The sequence below is a fragment of the Paenibacillus sp. FSL R5-0928 genome, assembly GCF_037970385.1.
In the GTDB taxonomy this organism is placed as follows: Bacteria; Bacillota; Bacilli; order Paenibacillales; family Paenibacillaceae; genus Paenibacillus_AQ; species Paenibacillus_AQ odorifer.
Map to the genome: position 1 here is coordinate 504954 of NZ_CP150225.1, position 20980 is coordinate 525933.

The following is a 20980-nucleotide window of genomic DNA, read 5'->3' on the forward strand; positions in this document are numbered from 1 at the left end:
ATACATTCCTCTCGTGGTGTAATGCATCAGCTGGTGACCATGTCTCCACCATTGACATGAATACATGTCCCGGTAACATACGAAGAATCCGGTCCCGCTAAATAAAGATAGGCTCCTGCTAACTCATATGGCTGTGCGGCACGTTTAAAGGGTGTATCCGTCCCAAATACACTAACCTCATCTGCGGAGTAGCTGGAGGGAATTAGTGGTGTCCATACGGGTCCGGGAGCTACACTATTGACACGAATGCCAGAGTCTACGAGTGATAAGGCTAAAGAGCGGGTAAAGGATACGATCGCACCTTTAGTTGAGGAATAATCTATAAGCTCTTTATTTCCTTGATAGGCAGTAATGGACGCAGTATTGATGATGGCTGCGCCTTTTTTTAGATGTGGAAGTGCGGCTTGCGTCAGGTAAAAGAATGGAAATATATTCGTCTGAAACGTTTGGTAGAGCTGTGCTTCCGTGATATTCAAAATACTTTTTTGTGGATACTGGACGCCATGATTGTTGACGAGGATGTCCAGCTTGCCAAAAGTGCGAAGGGTATGCTCCACAGCCTTGAAGCAGTTTTCCTTATGGCGTAAATCAACTTCGATCCGCAAACAACGTTGCCCTAATTCTTCAATTCGCCGCTGAGTGACCTCTGCATCTGAAGCTTCGTATAAATAAGCTATAGCGACATCTGCGCCTTCCTTTGCAAAAGCAATGGCCGCCGCTTTACCAATCCCGCTGTCGCCTCCGGTGATGAGTGCAATTTTTCCTTTCAGCTTTCCACTGCCGGCAATCTCCGGATCTTCACTGATGGGGCGAGGATTCATTAGACTCTCTAGACCTGGCTGACGGTCTTGGTGCTGCGGGGGAAAAGCAATAGGCTGTTCCTTACATATCGTTTGTTCCCCATAGTAGGGGTAGGTGGGATTCATTTTTACATACACTCCTCCTTGCCTTCTATCTTCCGTATATTTCTATGCATGCGCCTAGAAAAGCGTGCGCTGTTATCCAGTTATACCTGTGTTTATATCCTAGTCGGAGGGGCGTTTGTCCGAGATGAATGATTGGCGAAATATAGATTATTTGAATCACGGAACTCCAGTGCAAAAAGAGGCCTATGCCCTGTTAAGAAAATTAAATATTATGAGTTTGCTGGCCGACTATAACCCGGTGCTGGTTGGCACAGTGCCGCTTGGAATTCAGGTGAAGGGCAGCGACCTGGATATTATTTGTGAGGTTCATGATTCCGTAATGTTTACGGACATTGTTAGTCGATATTTCGGAACCATGGATGATTTTACTAGTGTATCGCGTGTGGTTGATGGGGTCTCTCGAACGAAAATTAACTTTATGGCCGGGGGCTGGCCTATAGAACTGTTTGGGCAGCCGCGGCCTACAGCTCTGCAGAATGGTTACTTACATATGATCATTGAAGCGGAAATTCTAGCTCAGCTGGATAATGATTTTCGCCAGCTGATCATTATGATGAAAACAAACGGATGGAAGACCGAACCCGCCTTCGCGCAAGTGCTGGGTTTGGAAGGTGACCCTTACGAAGCGCTGCTGATGCTGGAAAAGCTTCCGCGGAGTGCTCTTTATGCTTTTTGTCATTCTATACAAGCGAGGGGATAGACATGAATTATCGAGAGATGATTGCGGATGATTATGAAGCTGCCTACCAGCTATGGGAAAATACAGAGGGAATGGGACTCAGCGAAGCAGATTCGAGGCTGGAGGTTGCGCGTTATCTGGAGCGTAATGCTGGCTTCAGCCAGATCTGCGAGAATGAAGACGGCCGGATTGTAGGAACTGCATTGTGTGGACATGATGGGCGAAGAGGTTATATGTATCATGTGGCGGTTAGTAATGACTGCCGAGGCATGGGCATCGGGCGTGAGCTTGTAAAGCGTTGTCTCGGTAATTTACATGCAGCTGGTATTGCAAAATGCCATCTGATGGTTATAGGAACCAATGAACAAGGAAGAGGATTCTGGGAAGGGATAGGCTGGCAGTATAGAGGTGGAATTATGTTATACTCCCAGGATATCTTGTGATACATAAGATGCGAAATGAAGATACTATCTAAGTAAAATATCATTAGATTAGAAGTGGATATATCACAGCAAATGTAACGGTGAACTCCGACTGCCAGTGCAGTATACTATATATGAGTTTGATAATTGCCTATTTGCAGGCAGGAGGTCTTTTATGCGTTTTAAAGATGTGTTTTCAATTATTGGTCCGGCCATGGTCGGGCCTTCAAGCTCGCATACAGCCGGTGCAGCACGGATCGGAAGGGCTGCAAGGCAGGTGCTGGGTGAAGTGCCGCGTGTGGCAGAAGTGACGTTTTTTGGTTCTTTTGCAGCTACTTATCAGGGACATGGTACAGACCGGGCTATTGTCGGAGGACTTATGGATTACGCTACCGATGATCATCGGTTACCCGACTCTCTGGAGTTGGCGGCTGAAGCTGGGATGGAAGTATCTTTTGAGCAAGGAACGGGATTGTTTCCTCATCCTAACACGGTTAAACTGCATCTTATCGGACAAGAGACAGGAAGTGAGCTGACTTTAACGGGGACATCCATTGGTGGTGGAAACATTGAGATCGTCGATGTGGATGGTTTTGGAGTAAAGCTTACGGGAATGTATCCGACGGTATTGATTCATCATATGGATTATTTAGGTGTTCTGGCGAGTGTTACAGAAGTGATGCGTAACGGACAATTTAATATAGGGCATATGTCTCTGGATCGGAAGAATCGCAGCGGTGCAGCCTTAACGGTACTCGAGCTGGATGAAGCTGCTACTCCTGAGCTTATTGAAGCGCTTAAAGCGCTCACTGCGGTGAAATCGGTGAAATTGGTTAATTTAAACGAAGGTAAGCAAGATGAGAAGGGGAAGGAAAGCTTAACATGAATTTTCAAACACTTAGCCAACTGGCTGTATTATGTGAGGAACGTGGCCTCACCATTGGAGCTCTTATGCTCGAAGAGCAAAGCGCGGAATCTGGACGTTCCAGTGAACAGGAATTTGCCACTATGCGTGAGTATTATGGGGTCATGAAAGAAGCTGTTCATCGTGGGATGCATGAAGATACCACTTCGCGCAGCGGCCTTACGGGAATGGATGCCCAGCGTGTAGGAGCCTATAACGCAGCAGATGAACCATGCCTAGGTGGACCCGCTGGTCAAGCAATGGCCTATGCTTTGGCTGTATCCGAGGTTAATGCCTCAATGGGCCGAATAATTGCTACACCTACCGCAGGTTCATGCGGAATTATTCCGGGTGTATTTCTCAGCTGCCAGGAACGGTTTGGCTGGGATGATGATTATATGGTTTCCGGTTTGTTCGCTGCGGGAGCAATCGGTTATGTCATTGCCAACAATTCGTTTGTATCTGGCGCAGAGGGTGGCTGTCAGGCCGAGGTCGGATCGGCCATCGGGATGGCGGCAGGAGCTTTAACCGAACTGCGTGGAGGGACGCCTGCACAAGCAGTGCATGCTGTTGGACTGGCGCTTAAGAACACATTAGGACTGATTTGCGATCCGGTGGGAGGACTTGTAGAGATTCCTTGTATCGTTAGAAACGGATTCGGTGCAGTGACCGCGCTCGCCGCCGCCGATATGGCACTGGCTGGTGTACGTAGCGTGATCCCTTCAGATGAAGTAATCAAGGTCATGCTTGAGGTAGGCTCAGCTATGCCAGAAAAACACCGCGAGACCGCAGGTGGCGGATTAGCACAGACACCTACCGGCCGCAAGATCATGCAGGATTTACGTAAAAAGAAATAATTTTAGAGCATTTTGAAACGTTCCAACTGTTCCCATAAGCCTTCCTTCCGAAGGATTTCTGCTTGTTTGGGTCCCATAAGGTCAAAGTGGGGGAATGGGGAACGATTATGAATATATTTAGCCGGCAGTCCATTTTCCTCACACCAATAGGTTAATCTGGTTAGGTCACTACAGCCTACCTTGGTGACAGTAGTCATGCCGGGAAAACGCGGGTCTAGCCAGTAATGGGTTAAGAAGGCGATTTCTCCTGCGGAGACTGCTTTTTTCCAGCGGGTTAATTCTTCTCTGTTGATGCCGAAGGCCATTACGTCTCCTCCTTATCTAGTATAGTTGACAACATTATAACCCATTGAAAGGGGATTACATCATGAACGGACAGGTAAGAGCCGATATTCGTCCTGGGCTTGAAGTGGATATTGTGCTAAAGCAGGATCAGCCGACGGGTAAGCTAACACATGGAACGGTGAAGGATATTCTCACCAACTCACCTCGACATCCGCATGGCATCAAGGTGCGTTTAACCAGTGGACAGGTAGGACGAGTTAAAAATATTGTTGCTAACTAATAATAAAATTCACCTTTAATTTAAAAAGCGCCCCTAATCAACTGAGATTGGGGCGTTTTTCTATTTTATCTGCTCATAAAATCCTCAACGGACTGATCGGCCTTGGTCTGATTACATAACGTACAAGCGCAAACGCAATTATCCGGAGTAGTATGGCCACCTTTAGCACGGGGCAGCAGATGATCTATAGTGTCTCCATAGGAGCCACAGAAGTAGCAGGTATAGTTGTCTCTGGTCAATATATAAGCACGGAAATCCTTATTGCTGTATATCCTGCGGATGGTTCGGCGATTCACTACGATAGCGGCATGTTCTCTGACTAGAGTAACCGCAAGCTCGTAGTCAATTTCCTGATGCCAGCGCCGTCCTTTATCACTGTGGCCACGCATTAGAATTTTCCCTTTGGCAGAGGGAATCAATTGCGTTGGATCTTCGGGACTCAGTTTCGCGCCTTGAGAATGAGAATGTTTCCTTCGTTGTTCCAAGCCCCGTATGCGCTGATTTGGGTTGGATTGCGGTGAAGAAGCAACCGTGGAAGAAGGCTTTCCTTGTTTGGAGCGTTCCTTGACAGCTGAAGAAGGGGGTTGAATGGTATCAGGTTGTACTGGAATGGGACCTGCTGCAAGAGTGAGATCTATGTTTTGTCGTTGTTTGCGGCACTCCCGACAAGCACCACGGCGAGACTGGCCTTTGGAACGTTTGCCGGTACGTTTACGAAATTCAGAGAGCGGCTTCTGTTGCTGGCAATAGGTGCATTGTTTGGTGGATAAAAGATGGGTATCGTTCATAGATATGTTAGGTTCAGCGCGTCTTTGCGCCCGTCCTGTCTCCTTGTTTTTTAGGATCCAATGTATTTTATTTATTAGATTCAGTCGGCAGGGTTAACATTTCGTTCTAATCTTAGTATAGCGTAAAATACAATCGTTCACATCGCACTCAAAAAAAGCTTAAATACGGCTTTTTGTGTGATATCTATCTTGGTGACGTTCAGGAAAAACATGTAAAATTGAAAAGAGCAGTAGGGAATGCTCAACTTTTTTAACATGGGAAGGGGTATTGAAATGGAACCAACCAAAAGAAGGCCGTTTACGGTAACATTGCTTTATATTCTTCATATATTTTTGGGGGTTGGAGCGTTAGCAGGAGGCGGGTCAATGGTCATAGATCCTAGTGGTGATCTGATACACATGCCCACATCTATGCTGGAAAGATCGCCATTTTCAGATTTTTTAATTCCGGGTATTTTGCTATTCATCGTATTTGGTATCCTGCCCTTGTTTGTGTTTTATGGGTTGATCAAGAGACCAGAATTGCGCTGGGTGAATACTTTGAATCCCTTTAAGAAATTATATAGCTTCTGGGCATTGTCCCTATATATCGGATTTGGGTTAATTATTTGGATTATGGTGCAGACGTATATGTTGAACAGTGTGGCAATCATACATCTGATCTATATGAGTCTAGGGCTTTTGATCCAAGTCTTTACGCTGCTTCCTTCCGTACAAAGTTACTTTTTGCTGGACGGCGGTACCGAAAGACGTTAAAATTGCAGTGAACAGAAGGTATCAGAAGGTATTTCATTAGTCTGGGCAAGGAGTGAACCGGATTGACAACTATATATGATATTGCCAAAAGAACCGGTTACTCTCCTACAACGGTATCCAAGGCGTTTAATAATTATTCCGATGTACGGGAGAAGACTCGCCAGGAAATTTTCCGGGTTGCCCAAGAAATGGGATATTTGCCGAATTCCCATGCCCGTACACTGACTACTAAGAAATCATGGACCATCGGTGTATTGTTTGTAGAGAATACGGGATTTGGTATTCGCCATCCCTTTTTTAGCGCTGTGATTGAGAGCTTTAAGAAGGTTGCTGTGGATAAGGGGTATGCCCTCATGTTTATTTCCAAGGATGTTGGAGGTAAACAAAGTGGTTATTTGGAGAATTGCCGAATTCGTGGTGTAGATGGTGTTGTCGTATTCTTGTCTGATTACGAGGACCCTTATTTCCGTGAGCTGCTAGAGAGTGATATTCCTACTGTGATTCTGGATTTTGAGACTACGCAGTCGCATACGGTATGTTCGGATAATACGGATGGAGCTCAGCTTGCGATAGAGTATTTAGTTTCTTTGGGTCATCGCAAGATTGCTCATATTTCCGGAGGTATGAACACTTTCCCTGGTAAAACCCGGGAGTTAGGATATAAGAACGCTATGAAGCAGCAGGGGCTTGAAGTGCCGGAGTCCTATGTTGTGAATGGAGCTTTTTATTCTCGTGAAAGTGGTTATCAAGCGATGCTGGAGCTTCTTAAGCTGCCTGATCGGCCAACCGCTGTTTTTGCTTCGGGTGACATGTTAGCTTTAGGGGCTATTATGGCGGTAAAAGATAGTGGACTTTCCGTACCGCTGGACATTTCAGTTGTGGGGTACGATGATATTGATCTAGCTGAGTATGTTACACCTGCATTGACAACCATTCGTCAGGATACGGAACTTTTAGGAAGCCGAGCAGCGGACATTCTTTTAGCATCGATTGAAGGGAAACAGTTGGATAAGGAAGCGGTTCTAGTTCCGGTAGAAGTGATCGAACGGGAATCCTGTGCGCCTCCGAGTGGAAATTAGGGCTGTATCAAATTCCATAAGTACAGAGAGCAGGCTGCTGCCCACAGGATAAATCTTGACGAAAAGAAAAGAGTCCTGATAAAGTAGAGGACATCATAGCTCGAATTCTTCCTATGTGGTATTTGCTACAGCTTATTCAGAGGAATGGGGCTATAATGGGTATATTGTTATGCCGCTTTTTTTTCCTGCTCTTCGTTAGATCATTTTTTTTCGCAACAATCGAAACCGGTTTCGATTTTAGGTTTCGAATGAGCTGAAATCAAAGTTTACCGAAGGCTTCCTTGAATTTTCTCAAACGTTTCAGTGGCCCATCGCTCCGAACCCTAACATCGGATGGTGATCCAGTAAAGACAGTGCTTGTTGTTAGTAACAAAACAATTAGAGGAGATGGATGAAATGGCAAAAGTTCAAACTGTAGTAACTGCAAAAGATACAGGGGAACGCTTAACTCCGAAAGAGGCAATTGTTTTTAGCACAAGAGTAGATTCTGGATCTGCCGATGTAGAGCTTAAGCCAGAGCAGGAGTTCCAAAAGATGATAGGATTTGGCGGCGCTTTCACAGAAGCTGCGGCATATACGTTGTCACGGCTCAGTCCTGAGAAACGGGCAGAGGTTATTCATCGCTACTTTCATCCGGTAGAGGGATTAGGTTATAACATGGGTCGTGTTCATATTCATAGCTGTGATTTTGCGCTTGGAAATTATACTTATGTCGCTGATCATGATACGGAGCTGGCTACCTTTGATATCTCCCATGATCATAAGTGGGTGCTTCCGCTGATTAAGGATGCAATGCAGGTAAAAGGTGGACCGTTCACGATGTTGGCCTCTCCTTGGAGCCCTCCGGCATGGATGAAAACAAATGGTGAAATGAATAATGGAGGATCGCTCAAGCCAGAATACGCTGAAGTTTGGGCACGCTACTATACCAAATTTATTGAAGCTTATGGGAAGGAAGGCGTACCTATTTGGGCGGTTTCCGTGCAGAATGAGCCGGCTGCTGTTCAAGTCTGGGATTCTTGCATTTATAGTGCGGAAGAGGAACGCGATTTTGTTAAAAATCATCTCGGTCCAGTGATGCAGCAGGCAGGCCATTCCGATGTGAACATTGTTATCTGGGATCATAACCGCGATATTATGGTCGAACGTGCTTCGGTCGTGTTGTCTGATCCTGAAGCTGCACAATATGTGTGGGGTACAGGCATCCACTGGTATGGTGGTGAGGAGTTCGACAAGGTAGAGAAGGTACATGATCTATTTCCTGACAAACATCTATTGTTCACTGAGGGCTGTCAAGAGGGCGGCGTCAAGCTTGGCGAATGGTTTACAGGTGAACGTTACGGCAGAAATATGATTGGGGATCTCAATGCATGGACAGAAGGGTATCTGGACTGGAACCTGGTACTGGATGAGACCGGCGGGCCCAATCATGTAGGGAATCTCTGTGATGCTCCAATTATTGCAGATACAACAACAGACGAATTGCACTATAACAGCTCTTATTATTATATCGGGCATTTCAGTAAATTTATCGCGCCAGGTGCGGTACGGATTGGCTTTACTTCTGAAGCGGAAGGAATCCTATCCACAGCATTCCGTAATCCGGACGGCAGCCTTGCTGTCATATTGATGAATGAGAGCGAAGAAGCTCGCACGGTAACCTTGGGGCTTGGCGAAGAGATTGCCAACTGCGAGCTATCCCCTCATTCTATCGTAACGCATCTGATTTCATAAATAAGTAACAGTTTAGGAGGACATTAACGTGAGTAATTATTATTTCGAATCAGGTAATTTTGTAATGGAGCAGTTTGATACAGGAAAGCCTTTCTCTAGTTTCCTGCCAGGTCTTGCAGGTCTTAAGGGAATTCCAATGTGGACTTTTTATGTGAACCGGGGGCAAGCGATTTGCAGCTTTGGAGTACGCGACAAGAACTCGCCAATCATGGAATTTTCTCCAGCAAATATCTCTTATAAAGACGTAGGAACCACCGGCTTCCGAACCTTTATTAAAATAAAAGGCGAGCAAGAGATTTATGAGCCATTTCAATCGGCACGTCCAGATCCTGCCGCCAAGCGGATCATGACCATTTTGCCTAACGGACTGACCCTTGAAGAAAGCCATGCCGGGCATGGGCTGAAGACGACCGTACACTATTTCAATCTGCCTAATGACGATTATGCCGCGTTGGTACGTCGGGTGGAGATTGAGAATATCGGGGGCAAAGAGATTGAACTGGAGCTGATGGATGGTCTGCCTGAGATCTTGCCTTACGGAGTAGAAAACAGCGGCTACAAGGAGATTGGTAACCTGCTGCGCAGCTGGATGGACGTATACAATCTGGAGAACGGTATTCCGTTCTATAAGCTGCGTTCCAGCACCAACGATAGCGCGCAGGTTAGCGAAATCACAAATGGGCATTTCTATCTGTCGTTTACTGGAGAAGGAGAAAAAGTCGCGCCAATCGTTGATTTCGAGCTTATTTTCGGCGGCAATACCTCTCTTACTTACCCAGACCGCTTTGCGGGATTAACGCTTTCGGAGCTGAGTGAGCTTCCACAATATCCAGTCAATAAGGTTCCTTGCGGCTTCAGTGGTGTGGCTAGACGTTTGGCACCCGGCAGCAGCTTGACCCTGAATACTTTGGTTGGGCATGTAAATGACATCGATAAAATCAATAAAAAGGCAGAGCATTTATGCCGAGATGAATATATTCTGTCCAAATCCCAAGAAGCCGCAGGTCTGACAGAGGAATTAACAGAAGACATTGCCACGCACACTTCATCGGCTGTGTTTGATGCTTATTGCCGTCAGTCCTATCTCGATAACTTCCTGCGTGGAGGCTATCCTTTTATTTTTGACAATGGCGGAGATGGCTTTGTGGTTCATTTATATTCCCGTAAACATGGCGATTTGGAGCGCGACTATAACTTCTTCTCGCTTGCCCCAGAATACTATTCACAGGGGAACGGAAACTTCCGCGATATGAATCAGAACCGCCGGAATGATGTGTTTTTTAATCCGAAGGTGGGCAGCTTCAACATCAAAATGTTCTATAGCTTAATTCAAGCAGATGGCTACAACCCACTTAGTGTTCAAGGAACAACCTTTGAAGTGAAGTCAGACAGCAGAGCGAAGGCTGCGGAATGGATCGGAGAAGCGGCTGCGGATCATCAAGCTGAGCTTGTTAAGCTATGCAACAGTCGGTTCACCCCAGGCAGCCTGATCAATTACATTGCGGATCATAACGTTACGTTGAAGGTTAGTGAGCAGGAGTTTCTGTCGGGTCTGCTAGCCCTGTCACAGCAAAACATTGAGGCTGCTTTTGGCGAAGGCTTCTGGTCTGATCACTGGACATATAATTTGGATCTCGTAGTAGGTTATTTGGACATCTTCCCTGACAAGAAGCAGGAGCTTTTATTTGGGGATAACACTTATGCGTTCTATGACAGCCCAGCATATGTGCTGCCACGTAGTGAGAAGTATGTAATTAGTGACGGAAAAGCCCGGCAATATGGCGCCCTCCTGGAGGATGAGGAGAAGCTGCATAAGCTGAAATGGAAAGCAGGAGATACCCATTGGCTGCGTGCCGAAGGTGGGCAAGGTGCTATTTACCACACCAATCTGTTCGTGAAGATGTTGTCTCTTGCTTTGAATAAATTTGCTACGCTTGACCCTTACGGCATGGGTGTGGAGATGGAAGGCAACAAGCCGGGCTGGAACGATGCCATGAACGGTCTGCCAGGATTGTTTGGCTCCGGAATGAGTGAGACTTTTGAGCTGAAGCGTACTGTAGTCTTTTTGCTGGATGTGCTGAACGGTGCTGAGAATGTACAGGGAGCTGTAAAGCTGCCAGAAGAAATCGCGGAGCTGCTTGAAGTGGTATATCACGCGGTAACTGCTGTCCTAGCAGGAGAAGTGGAACAATTCAACTATTGGGATACAGTAGCTTCAGCCCGTGAAGCTTATAGAGCAAGTATCCGGTTTGGCATTACTGGTGTTGAGTCCGCAGTAACGCTGGAGCACATCCGCGAAGCCCTTTCCAAGTTCCTAGTTAAAATTGATGAGGGGATCAACAAGGCGGTAGAAATGGGCAATGGACTTACCCCCACCTATTTCCGTTTTGAAGCGGAGAAATTCCATCAGGTAACAGATGCTGAGGGTCAGCCAGTAATTAGCGGATACGGACTGCCAAAAGCTGTGGTTGAGGAGTTTAAGGCTTATGCCTTGCCTTATTTCCTGGAAGGACCTACCCGCTGGTTGAAGACGATGAAGAACCCGGTGCAGGCAAAAGAAATCTATAATCTGATTAAGCAAACAGAGCTGTATGATCGGGCAACATCTATGTATCAGACCTCTGTTAGTCTAGAAGGTGAATCGCATGAAATCGGACGAATGAGAGCCTTTACACCAGGCTGGCTAGAACGGGAGTCTAACTTCCTGCACATGTCCTATAAGTATCTGCTTGAGCTGCTGAAGGGCGGGCTGTACGAGGAATTCTACGGTGAGCTGAAGACGTCGCTGGTGCCATTCCTTGATCCTGCTGTTTATGGACGCAGTACACTGGAGAATTCATCTTTTATCGCAACTGGAGGCAATCCTGATCCAAATAACCACGGTAGAGGGTTCGTAGCGAGACTTAGTGGATCGACCGCGGAATTCTTAAGCATGTGGAGAACAATGATGGCTGGAAGCCATGTTTTCAGAATGGAGGATGGAGCGCTTACGCTGTCTCTTGATCCGGTATTGCCAGGATGGCTATTTGATGAAGAGGGCAATCTGTCCTTCACTTTCCTTGGGAATACGGAGGTAATCTATTCTAACCCAAAACGTGAAAATACCTTTGGCGAGAAGAAGGTTAGTATTCAATCTTTGATGCTTGTATACCGTAATGGAACTATGACTAAAATATCTGGAGCGTTCGTGCGCGGTGAAGAGGCAGAGGCTCTGCGGCGTGGAGAAATCGCGCAAATTCAAGCAGTATTAGCATAAAAATAGAGGGGCGAGCTGCGGCTCGCCCTTAAATTTTCAATGAATCCGAAAAATGGAACCTATAATCCGAAATTCAAAGCCTTACGGAGACAGGCAAAAGCAAATACAATGGATACATAAACATTGTAAGCGCTTTAGATTAAATACAGATATAGAGCCTGGAGGTCCAAAGGATGGAGAACAAAAAAAGCATGGAAGTAAGCTCAGCGATGAAGCCGTTAATTCCTGGCAATTTCGAAACCGGTAAAGTAAATCGCAGTCCGCTTTGGAAGAGGTTCATTGCCCAGCGTCATTTGCAGACAATGGCTCTACTCGGCATTGCGTGGATGATAATCTTTAACTACATTCCCATGTATGGAATTATCATTGCTTTTAAAGATTACAACATCGTTAAAACGATTGCAGAAGCCCCATGGGTGGGACTTACACATTTCAAAGAGTTCATGGATGATGACAATCTCTCGAATGTAATTAAAAATACACTCGGCATTAGCTTGTTTAAGCTAATTATCGGATTTCCCTTGCCGATAATCTTCGCTCTATTTCTGAACGAAGTTCGTTCAATGAAATTCAAGAAGACCATACAGACGATTTCGTATTTGCCCCACTTTCTCTCATGGGTGGTACTCGGAGGGATTTTGGCTACATGGCTTGCTGATGTAGGAATTATCAATAACATTTTGCTAGCGCTTCATCTTATTGATCAGCCAATTACATACTTGGCTGAGCCGGGTTACTTCTGGACAATTATTATCTCCTCTGATATCTGGAAAGAACTTGGATGGTCAGCGATTATCTATTTAGCAGCAATTTCCGGTGTATCTCCTGAAATGTACGAGGCGGCGACAATCGACGGCGCGGGCAGATTTCAGAAGATGTGGTATGTTACCTTGCCGGCGATTAAATCGACAATCAGCATTCTCTTCATTCTCGCGGTCAGCGGAGTGCTGAACTCCAACTTTGATCAGATTCTGGTCCTGCGCAACTCACTGAATGATAGTGCAAGTAATGTAATTGATTACTATGTGTACTATACAGGGATTCTCTCAGGCCGCTTCTCTTACTCAACTGCAGTTGGATTGTTAAAATCGGTTATCGCTCTAATCTTGCTGCTGATTGCCAACCAAGTATCTAAAAAAATCAACGATACATCGTTGTTCTAGGATAAGGAGGACCATATATGTTTGCACTTAAGCGTAAAACGAAGGGCGAGGCCCTGTTCGATATCATCAATAACCTCATCATGTTATGTATCTGCTTCATAACGCTTTACCCGATCTGGTACGTATTGGTTAACGCCTTCAATAACGGTAATGACGCCATGCGGGGAGGAATCTACTGGTGGCCGCGGATGTTCAGCTTTGAGAATTTCGAGGCCGTGTTTGCCAGCCCCGGCATCATGCAGGCGATGTGGGTTACTGTCGCCAAAACACTTTTGGGTACTGTACTGCATGTATTTTTCACAGCGATGGTAGCTTATGCATTCTCCAGAAAAAATCTCATTGGCGGTAAGTTCTACATGCTTATGGGTACAGTGACTCTCTTTTTTGGCGGGGGACTCATTCCTACCTTCCTGCTGATGAAGGACCTTCACCTATTGGAGAATTTCCTAGTCTATATTATTCCGGTTATGTTTAGCTTCTTTGATCTTATTATCTTCATGACCTTTTTCCGGGAGATTCCCGATGGGCTGGAAGAAGCGGCACGGATTGACGGTGCTAATGATTGGTCCATCTTTTTAAGAATCGTACTTCCAGTATCCATGCCTGTAATTGCTACCATTGCGCTGTTCCATGGCGTGTATCAGTGGAATGATTACTTCACGGGTATGATCTATATCAATAATACTGATCTGCAGCCGATTCAGACGTATTTGTTCCGGGTCGTCGCACAATCGAGCTCTAGTCAAATGATGGTCGCTGTACAAGGCAGCAGCGTTACGAGAAGCGTAACGTCACAGTCCATTAAGCTGGCGACGATGGTAGTGACCACATTGCCGATAGTATTCGTGTATCCGTTCCTGCAGCGTTATTTCGTTAAAGGGATGATGATCGGCTCCATTAAGGGCTGATGTCTAGCAGTGATAACTCCTCCGGTTGCCTACAGCTGTAGGCACTGGGGTTGAGCTTATAATTAACATTCATAGAAAAGGGGTAAACAAGCATGGGCATGAAACGTAAGCCAAAAGCAATGGGAGTTCTGCTTCTCGCAATAATGATGTCATTGTCAGCCGCAGGCTGCTCCAGCGGAAATAATGCTGGCAAGAATGCCGAAGGTAATGCTAACAGCGCTAAAGCTACTAATACGGAGGCAAGTGCTGAACCGACTGCTGCTGCATTATCAGCAGATGAACCGGGATGGAAGATTGATACTTCACCCATTACATTTGACTGGTACCTGAACTTCTCATGGTTCCCTAATAAATGGGGCGTGGACCCAACCTCCCAATATGTAACTAAGAAGACCGGAGTTGATATTAATTTTATCGTTCCGGCTGGTAACGAGAATGAGAAGCTTAATACGCTGATTGCATCCGGTAAATTGCCTGATTTCATCACTTTGGGTTTCTGGGAAGATGCGATTAAGAAAATGGTCGAAGGTGAACTTGTTCTTCCATTGAACAAACTTGCTGATGAATATGATCCGTACTTCTTTAAAGTATCCGATGCTGATAAGCTGGGCTGGTATACACAAGAAGACGGCAATGTGTATGGCTATCCTAACTCTTCTTCCTCTCCTGCCGACTATGAGAAATATGGAGAAAATTACGTATCCAACCAAGTATTCGCTGTCCGCAAGGATATGTATGAAGCTATTGGAAGTCCAGATATGCGCACACCAGAAGGTTTCTTGAATGCGCTTAAATTAGCGAAAGAGAAATTCCCTGACGTAAATGGACAGCCGCTTATTCCACTTGGTTTGCATGAATTTACCGAGAACGGTAACGATTCTTTGGAAGGTTACCTGCAGAACTTCTTGGCAATCCCAAGAGAAAAAGATGGCAAGGTATATGCTCGTGAAACCGATCCTGAATATATCCGCTGGATGAAGGCACTTCGTCAAGCGAATCAAGACGGTCTGCTGGCTAAAGATATCTTTATCGACAAACGCCCACAAATGGAAGAAAAAATTGCCCAAGGCCGTTATTTCGCAATGCTGTATCAACGTACAGACTTTGCAGCACAGCTAGGAACGATTTACCAACAGGATCCAACCAAAACGTATATCGCTGTTGACGGACCTTCCAATACGAATTTGGATAAACCAACCCTTGATGGCCCTGGTATCTCCGGTTGGACGGTAACACTGATCTCCAAAGATGTTAAGGATAAAGCACGTGCTATCCGCTTCCTCAGCTACTTGAACAGTGAAGAAGGCAACAAAGACTTGTTCTTAGGCGAAAAAGGTGTCAGCTACGATACGATTGATGGAAAAGATCAATTTAAACCAGAAGTGTTTGATTTGATGAATAAAGACCGTTCGACGTTTGATAAGCAAATCGGATCTTCCTTTACATTCTGGATGCTGCAAAATACGAACATTACGGACCAATGGGCTCCTAAATCGGTAGAACCATTTAAGCAATTGGAAGATTGGACTAGAGGTAAATCCATAGGCTCCTCTGAGTTCCAACAAATCGAACCAACAGGAAACTCTCCTGAAGGCATCATCGCTTCGAAGCTGAAACAGTTGCGCGGTAAAACTATGCCGAAATTGCTCATGGCTTCTTCCGATGCGGAATTCGATAAGATTTGGAATGAGTATTTAGAGAAGAGAAAGAAGGAAGGCGAAGATGTATTTGATGCCTACCAACAAAAGAAATATGAAGAGAATAAAGTGAAGCTGTCCATAAAATAAAAAGCATGACCCAAAATGCCCGCTAACTGCGGGCTTTTGGGTTATTTTCGAATTATAATAAGGAATAGTTATTAAGTATTTGAATATTCACTATTTTAGCGAGGTGGACAGGACAGAAGTGTATAAAGTGAATAGGCGAGATCGAATCAGAGCATTATGGCATTCTTTTAGTTATTGGTGGGGGCGGAGATCTCTTCAGAGCCGTTTAATTGCAGCTTATGTTTTTATTGTTTTAGGCCCGTGTATGCTGGTTTCTGTCTATTCCTATAAAGCCATTAATAATACCTATCTCCGCGATGCCGTCGAGAAAAATGATTATTTGTCGCAAATGGAGAAGCTGCACATTCATAATCAGATTGAGGCGATGGAACGGGCGGCACAAATGGCTTATTCTGATGCCGAAGTAGAAAAATTCTTAGCGAATGAAACCGAGCCGCAGCTAGTAGATTTGGTTGATTTTAATACAAATGCCTATGTGAATATGACTCGTATTCAATTTAATAATCCGAATATTGAGCATTTACGGCTGTATTCGAGAAGCAATAAGGTGCATGAAATTTGGCCGATTATCTTTCGCGAAGAGCGAGTTTCTTCCACCCCATGGTTTCAGAAAGCGCTTCAATCGAAGGGGCAGGAATACTGGTCTTTTCAGAAAAGTGATCCGGATTTGATGCAGAGATACTTGGGAGCACCGACGGAGAGTCTGCCAAAGGTTTCTTTGCTGCGTGAGAAGAGTCGGCCAGCAGACAATCATATCGGCATGGTGCAGGTGGATATGCTGCTGAGTCGGTTTACACCCAAGACGTATACAGATGTACGGGATAATCAGACCCAGATGTTCCTTGTGGATAGTGAGCTGCAGCTTTTCACCAGGCCGGACAATTCTTTTTTGCAGGATAATCTAGAGATGGCTGATATGATTGCAGAACGGTATAAGCAGTTCCGGGAAACTGGCGAATGGGACAGTAATTACTCGGAGAATGGTAAATCGTTTTTGTTAATTAACACTCCGCTAGAACGAATTGATGCTTATTTGTTAAATGTAGTGTCAATGGAGGGAGTGATGAAGGATATCTCCCGCACGCGCAACTTAATTATTGGAGCCAATGTTGGTTTTATTACTTTACTAACGCTGATCGCTTATGTGACAAATGCCTTTATTCTAAAAAATCTACGTAGATTGACCGAAACAATGAAAAAAGTGCGCAGAGGTGAAGCGTACACTGGAATAATGATTCGTGGTGGAGGGGAAGTCGGGGAGCTTGCCCATCATTTCTCCAAGCTGATGAATACCATCAATACGTTGGTGGCTCAGGCAGTGAGCAAGCAGGCGTTGTCTAAAGAGGCTGAGCTGCGTACGCTGCATAACCAGATTGACGCACATTTTTTGTATAATACGCTGGAAAATATAAAAATGCTGGCTGAAATTGAGAACCAGCGAACGATCTCGGACGCACTGACCTCGCTGGGTGGGATGATGCGCTATAATTTTAAATGGTCCGGAGAGTATGTGAAGCTGCGGGATGAAGTCCGCCACATTGAAAATTACATTGAAGTGATGAATATTCGTTTTGAATATCCGGTTAAGTTAGTGCTTCATACTGAACCTCGATATTTGGAGCTGGAGGTGCTGAAAATGTCACTGCAGCCTATTGTAGAGAACAGTGTTAAGCATGCTTGGTGCGACGGGAAAGAGAATTTACAGGACCCGAACATTCATATTCATATTTCGGAAACGGAAGGTGATATTTGCATAGAGCTTCGTGATAATGGCATCGGCTTAACTCCAGAGCGTTTGGTTGCTTTGAACGAGGCGGTTTATGCGAAAGATGAGCGCTGTGAGAGTGCCTCAGAACAGAGAGATGTTGACCGCCGAACAGGTGGTATTGGACTGAGAAATGTACATCAGCGACTGCAAATCTTTTATGGTGATGAATATGGGCTTGTAGTACAGAGTGAAGCAGGGAGTTGGACGATGGTACGTCTGACCTTGCCGAAAGTTCTTTTGACAGGAGAAAAACAACTATGAAGAAGCTACTGATCATTGATGATGAAAAGAATATCCGTTACGGTCTCAAGACTATGATAGAAAGAGAATTTCCGTCCGTGTATACCATCACAATGGCGAGTAATGGCGCAGAGGGTTTCGAGATATTTAAGACCGAAGGTGCAGATATTATTATTACAGATATACGTATGCCAGTGATGGATGGAATTACGCTGTTGGAGCAGATATCTAAGGTAACAAGTGGTGAGAAAAGCCCGGCAGTGCTGATCTTAAGCGGGTATGATGATTTCGAATATGCCAAAAGCGCGATTCGTTATCGCGTAAAGGATTACTTGCTGAAGCCGATTCGCCGAGATGAGTTGTTCGAAATTTTGAAGAATATCGATAAGGAACAGGAAGAACAGGATCTCAGCGCAAGGCAGCTGGAACAGGAAACGGAACACTTCCGCAGGGAACTGCGGTCCAGTCGTTTACGGGGACTGCTAATGCAGCAGGAGGTTCCGCTGGAGCGTGAGCAGCAAGAGTGGCTAAGTGATCTGCAAGCACCTTTTACAGTTGGTGTGTTGAATTACTATTACAATGACGGAACAAGAATGAAGTCGGGGGATGTTCAGGGACTGGCGGAACGATTGATCGGACCGCTTGAAAAGTTTTTCTCGGAAATCACAACGGATTGGGATGGCAAATTAGTCTTGATCGGGAGTAGAAAACAGGATTTTATGGAGCTGTCCAGACAAGCTGAAGCTAAGGAAATAAAGGGATTATCGATTGGGATTAGCAGCGAAGGAGGAAGTCTTGAGGACCTCCGTTCCTGTTATAAGGAAGCATGCCGGGCACTGCAATATACTTTTTTATATCCGCAAGTGAGTTTATTGGATTATGGGGATGTTGGCCAGGGACGGTCTAACTTTCCGTTACCTAAGGAGGAGCTTCGCAAGCTGCTCAATATGCTGGGAACAGAACGCGAGAAGGAGATGAAGCATCTTCTATCTGTGATTTTTCAAACTGAGCATTTGAAGGAACTGGACCTAGCTTATCTGGAGTCCGTGGGACAGAATGTAAACGAGCTGGTGTTGGATGAAGTGTTTCGGGTGCATGGCGAAGCCTCGGTAGAGGTATTGAAGCTGTATCGTACGGTAGGCAATATGTACAACTATCGTCATTTCCACGAATATTATCGTGCGCTGGAGAACTTACTCTTGAGTGTGAATGAATACATTGTAGGCGTAAGGTCCGCGCATACCGAGCATGCGGATATGGAAGAGGCACTGAGCTATATTGAAGCCAACTACGCCCGTCCACTGAATATGGCTATGGTCAGCAATCATGTATCCTTGAATTATTCTTATTTTAGCGAAGCCTTTAAGGCATATACCGGTGAGAATTTTGTTATCTATTTAAAAAAGGTCCGCATCCGTCATGCTAAAGAGCTATTGGCAAAAGGCTGCGGTAAGCTCGCAACAGTCTCAGAAGAGGTAGGCTTCGAGAACAGTAAACAATTTGCCCGTGTTTTTAAAGAGCTGGAGGGGATTTCCCCAGGTGATTATAGAGCGAAAATAGTATCCGAAGAGTGTTGAGGCTTTTGAAGATGCATTTAGAAGCGGCCCTCCTATATAATGGATTTGAGAAGATTCATTGGAGGAATGAAGGGTGGAAGAAATACAAGGCAATTTGATTACGGTTCAGACATTAGCAGCGGATTTTCGTCGACTGGGCGTTAAGGCGGGCATGACGATTTTATTGCATTCTTCTTTTAAATCGTTAGGCCAATGGGTAGCCGGGGGCCCGGTCGCTGTTATTTTGGCATTGGAGGAGGTCCTCGGAGAATCTGGCACGCTAGTAATGCCCACACATTCCAGTGACCTGACTGATCCCGCAGGCTGGAGCAACCCACCGGTGCCGGAGGCGTGGTGGCAGAGTATCCGCGAGCAGATGCCGGCTTATGATCCAGATCTGACCCAGCTTAGAGGAATGGGGGTTATTCCGGACTGCTTCCGTAAACAAAAAGGAGTAAAACGCAGTGACCATCCGATACATTCGTTTGCCGCTTGGGGCAAGCATAGAGATGAAATTATGTATGGTCATGCGCTTGAAATGGGCCTGGGGGAAGATTCTCCGCTGGCTCGTATTTACGATCTGGGCGGACATGTACTGTTGCTGGGTGTAGGCAATCTTAATAATACTTCCCTGCATCTTGCCGAATGCCGCGCATCTTATGCTGGCAAGAAGGAAACCCTTGGCGGGGCGCCCATCATGGTGGATGGAGTTAGACAGTGGGTTGAATTTAAGGAACTGGATTGGGATTCTGACGATTTCGTTCAGCTGGCAGATCAGTTTGGACAAGAGACGGGACTTATTACATATGGACAGGTTGCTTCCGCAACCGCTCAATTGATTCCGCAACGGGAAATCGTAGATTATGCAGTGAACTGGATGGAACAGAACAGGAAGTAAAACTCATTGGATAGGGGAAACGGAAGGAGAAGCTGGCATGAGTACAACAACGATATTTTTAACCCGGCATGGTCAAACGGAATGGAACGTGCAGCATCGGATGCAGGGACATATGGATTCTGAACTGACGGCTCTTGGTGTGCAACAGGCAGAATGGCTGAGCCGGGGAATGCGCACTGAACAGCTGGATGTCATCTATGCAAGCCCCAGCCCAAGGGCGCTGCGCACAGCTGAGATTATTCGTGGAGAGCGGAGTACTCCGCTTAAGACCTCTGAGGCGTTCAAAGAGATTGGCATGGGTGTGTGGGAAGGCCGTGATTCTACTGAGCTGGAGAGCGAGTATTCGGAGCAGCATCGCAATTTCTGGCAAGACCCTGAGCAGTTTAAAGTGGAGGGCAGTGAGACCTTCGCAGAGGTGCAGGCACGGGCGCTGGGTAAGCTTCAGGAAATTCTCGTTAACCATCAAGGTGAGACCATTCTTATTGTCACACATACAGTAGTGATTAAGCTGTTAATGGCCTATTTTGAGGGCAGAGCGCTGCCTAAGCTCTGGGATCTGCCTTACATTTATCCGACCTGCTTATGCAGGGTTGATTTTACGGATGGTGTGCCGGAAATCCTGCTGCATGGGGATACGAGCCATTACGAAGAGAGTGAAGCTGGGATGGAATCATAACACTTCCTACAGATCAGG

General features: G+C 45.7%; 19 protein-coding genes. 16 read left to right on the top strand and 3 right to left on the bottom strand.

The window, feature by feature from the left end; genetic code table 11:
* Nucleotides 1–26: 26 nt before the first annotated feature.
* Nucleotides 27–926: an SDR family oxidoreductase gene (locus MKZ16_RS02250; RefSeq protein WP_076103844.1), complete on the bottom strand. Its 900-nt coding sequence runs from the start codon at nucleotides 924–926 to the stop codon at nucleotides 27–29.
* A 124-nt stretch (nucleotides 927–1050) separates the two neighbouring features.
* Here MKZ16_RS02250 and MKZ16_RS02255 point away from each other — a divergent pair, with 124 nt between their 5' ends.
* From MKZ16_RS02255 to sdaAA, 4 genes are all read left to right on the top strand, one after another.
* Complete coding sequence (locus MKZ16_RS02255; RefSeq protein ID WP_036682680.1) at nucleotides 1051–1626, top strand: DUF4269 domain-containing protein; 576 nt, start codon at nucleotides 1051–1053, stop codon at nucleotides 1624–1626.
* Between the two features lie 2 nt (nucleotides 1627–1628).
* Nucleotides 1629–2048, top strand: coding sequence for a GNAT family N-acetyltransferase (locus MKZ16_RS02260; RefSeq protein WP_076103846.1), 420 nt, complete (start codon nucleotides 1629–1631; stop codon nucleotides 2046–2048).
* 154 nt (nucleotides 2049–2202) lie between these two features.
* On the top strand, nucleotides 2203–2913 hold the full coding sequence (gene sdaAB / locus MKZ16_RS02265; protein WP_036682623.1) for an L-serine ammonia-lyase, iron-sulfur-dependent subunit beta: 711 nt from the start codon (nucleotides 2203–2205) through the stop codon (nucleotides 2911–2913).
* Nucleotides 2910–3788: an L-serine ammonia-lyase, iron-sulfur-dependent, subunit alpha gene (sdaAA, locus tag MKZ16_RS02270; protein WP_036682621.1), complete on the top strand. Its 879-nt coding sequence runs from the start codon at nucleotides 2910–2912 to the stop codon at nucleotides 3786–3788. Before sdaAB ends, sdaAA begins: the two co-directional genes overlap by 4 nt.
* Before the next feature lie 2 nt (nucleotides 3789–3790).
* On the opposite strand, the gene MKZ16_RS02275 is transcribed toward sdaAA, so the two are convergent.
* Nucleotides 3791–4093 carry a hypothetical protein gene (locus tag MKZ16_RS02275; protein WP_036682619.1) on the bottom strand — a complete coding sequence of 101 codons (303 nt, stop codon included), beginning with the start codon at nucleotides 4091–4093 and terminating at the stop codon, nucleotides 3791–3793.
* Between the two features lie 62 nt (nucleotides 4094–4155).
* Here MKZ16_RS02275 and MKZ16_RS02280 point away from each other — a divergent pair, with 62 nt between their 5' ends.
* Nucleotides 4156–4353 carry a YwbE family protein gene (locus MKZ16_RS02280; protein ID WP_036682616.1) on the top strand — a complete coding sequence of 66 codons (198 nt, stop codon included), beginning with the start codon at nucleotides 4156–4158 and terminating at the stop codon, nucleotides 4351–4353.
* Between the two features lie 65 nt (nucleotides 4354–4418).
* On the opposite strand, the gene MKZ16_RS02285 is transcribed toward MKZ16_RS02280, so the two are convergent.
* Nucleotides 4419–5141: an HNH endonuclease signature motif containing protein gene (locus tag MKZ16_RS02285; protein WP_076103848.1), complete on the bottom strand. Its 723-nt coding sequence runs from the start codon at nucleotides 5139–5141 to the stop codon at nucleotides 4419–4421.
* Between the two features lie 273 nt (nucleotides 5142–5414).
* On the opposite strand from MKZ16_RS02285, the gene MKZ16_RS02290 reads away from it, so the two are divergent.
* The 11 genes from MKZ16_RS02290 (at nucleotide 5415) to MKZ16_RS02340 (ending at nucleotide 20962) form a co-directional block, all read left to right on the top strand.
* Nucleotides 5415–5897: a hypothetical protein gene (locus MKZ16_RS02290; protein WP_094902055.1), complete on the top strand. Its 483-nt coding sequence runs from the start codon at nucleotides 5415–5417 to the stop codon at nucleotides 5895–5897.
* 62 nt (nucleotides 5898–5959) lie between these two features.
* Complete coding sequence (locus MKZ16_RS02295; protein WP_076103850.1) at nucleotides 5960–6976, top strand: LacI family DNA-binding transcriptional regulator; 1017 nt, start codon at nucleotides 5960–5962, stop codon at nucleotides 6974–6976.
* A 396-nt stretch (nucleotides 6977–7372) separates the two neighbouring features.
* Complete coding sequence (locus MKZ16_RS02300; protein ID WP_076101329.1) at nucleotides 7373–8710, top strand: glycoside hydrolase family 30 protein; 1338 nt, start codon at nucleotides 7373–7375, stop codon at nucleotides 8708–8710.
* A gap of 28 nt (nucleotides 8711–8738) precedes the next feature.
* Nucleotides 8739–11966, top strand: coding sequence for a cellobiose phosphorylase (locus MKZ16_RS02305; protein WP_076101331.1), 3228 nt, complete (start codon nucleotides 8739–8741; stop codon nucleotides 11964–11966).
* Between the two features lie 209 nt (nucleotides 11967–12175).
* A complete protein-coding gene (locus MKZ16_RS02310) occupies nucleotides 12176–13129 on the top strand; it encodes an ABC transporter permease subunit (protein WP_051491255.1) in 954 nt (317 codons plus the stop codon).
* A gap of 17 nt (nucleotides 13130–13146) precedes the next feature.
* Nucleotides 13147–14037 (top strand): carbohydrate ABC transporter permease, encoded by an 891-nt coding sequence (locus MKZ16_RS02315; RefSeq protein ID WP_036682603.1) that lies wholly within the window; start codon nucleotides 13147–13149, stop codon nucleotides 14035–14037.
* A gap of 92 nt (nucleotides 14038–14129) precedes the next feature.
* Nucleotides 14130–15824, top strand: a complete 1695-nt coding sequence (locus tag MKZ16_RS02320; protein ID WP_036682600.1) for an extracellular solute-binding protein — start codon at nucleotides 14130–14132, stop codon at nucleotides 15822–15824.
* Between the two features lie 244 nt (nucleotides 15825–16068).
* Nucleotides 16069–17853, top strand: coding sequence for a histidine kinase (locus tag MKZ16_RS02325; protein WP_339815294.1), 1785 nt, complete (start codon nucleotides 16069–16071; stop codon nucleotides 17851–17853).
* Complete coding sequence (locus MKZ16_RS02330; RefSeq protein ID WP_038568486.1) at nucleotides 17850–19409, top strand: response regulator; 1560 nt, start codon at nucleotides 17850–17852, stop codon at nucleotides 19407–19409. Before MKZ16_RS02325 ends, MKZ16_RS02330 begins: the two co-directional genes overlap by 4 nt.
* Before the next feature lie 73 nt (nucleotides 19410–19482).
* The gene (locus MKZ16_RS02335) at nucleotides 19483–20286 is read left to right on the top strand and encodes an AAC(3) family N-acetyltransferase (protein WP_076103853.1); all 804 of its coding nucleotides are present in this window, start codon (nucleotides 19483–19485) and stop codon (nucleotides 20284–20286) included.
* Between the two features lie 37 nt (nucleotides 20287–20323).
* The gene (locus tag MKZ16_RS02340) at nucleotides 20324–20962 is read left to right on the top strand and encodes a histidine phosphatase family protein (protein ID WP_076103855.1); all 639 of its coding nucleotides are present in this window, start codon (nucleotides 20324–20326) and stop codon (nucleotides 20960–20962) included.
* Nucleotides 20963–20980 lie beyond the last annotated feature (18 nt).

Coding starts and splice junctions, on each gene's coding strand:
- MKZ16_RS02250 (WP_076103844.1), bottom strand. CDS start 926: ATGAATCCCACCTACCCCTACTATGGGGAACAAACGATATGTAAGGAA.
- MKZ16_RS02255 (WP_036682680.1), top strand. CDS start 1,051: ATGAATGATTGGCGAAATATAGATTATTTGAATCACGGAACTCCAGTG.
- MKZ16_RS02260 (WP_076103846.1), top strand. CDS start 1,629: ATGAATTATCGAGAGATGATTGCGGATGATTATGAAGCTGCCTACCAG.
- sdaAB (WP_036682623.1), top strand. CDS start 2,203: ATGCGTTTTAAAGATGTGTTTTCAATTATTGGTCCGGCCATGGTCGGG.
- sdaAA (WP_036682621.1), top strand. CDS start 2,910: ATGAATTTTCAAACACTTAGCCAACTGGCTGTATTATGTGAGGAACGT.
- MKZ16_RS02275 (WP_036682619.1), bottom strand. CDS start 4,093: ATGGCCTTCGGCATCAACAGAGAAGAATTAACCCGCTGGAAAAAAGCA.
- MKZ16_RS02280 (WP_036682616.1), top strand. CDS start 4,156: ATGAACGGACAGGTAAGAGCCGATATTCGTCCTGGGCTTGAAGTGGAT.
- MKZ16_RS02285 (WP_076103848.1), bottom strand. CDS start 5,141: ATGAACGATACCCATCTTTTATCCACCAAACAATGCACCTATTGCCAG.
- MKZ16_RS02290 (WP_094902055.1), top strand. CDS start 5,415: ATGGAACCAACCAAAAGAAGGCCGTTTACGGTAACATTGCTTTATATT.
- MKZ16_RS02300 (WP_076101329.1), top strand. CDS start 7,373: ATGGCAAAAGTTCAAACTGTAGTAACTGCAAAAGATACAGGGGAACGC.
- MKZ16_RS02310 (WP_051491255.1), top strand. CDS start 12,176: ATGAAGCCGTTAATTCCTGGCAATTTCGAAACCGGTAAAGTAAATCGC.
- MKZ16_RS02315 (WP_036682603.1), top strand. CDS start 13,147: ATGTTTGCACTTAAGCGTAAAACGAAGGGCGAGGCCCTGTTCGATATC.
- MKZ16_RS02320 (WP_036682600.1), top strand. CDS start 14,130: ATGGGCATGAAACGTAAGCCAAAAGCAATGGGAGTTCTGCTTCTCGCA.
- MKZ16_RS02325 (WP_339815294.1), top strand. CDS start 16,069: ATGCTGGTTTCTGTCTATTCCTATAAAGCCATTAATAATACCTATCTC.
- MKZ16_RS02330 (WP_038568486.1), top strand. CDS start 17,850: ATGAAGAAGCTACTGATCATTGATGATGAAAAGAATATCCGTTACGGT.
- MKZ16_RS02340 (WP_076103855.1), top strand. CDS start 20,324: ATGAGTACAACAACGATATTTTTAACCCGGCATGGTCAAACGGAATGG.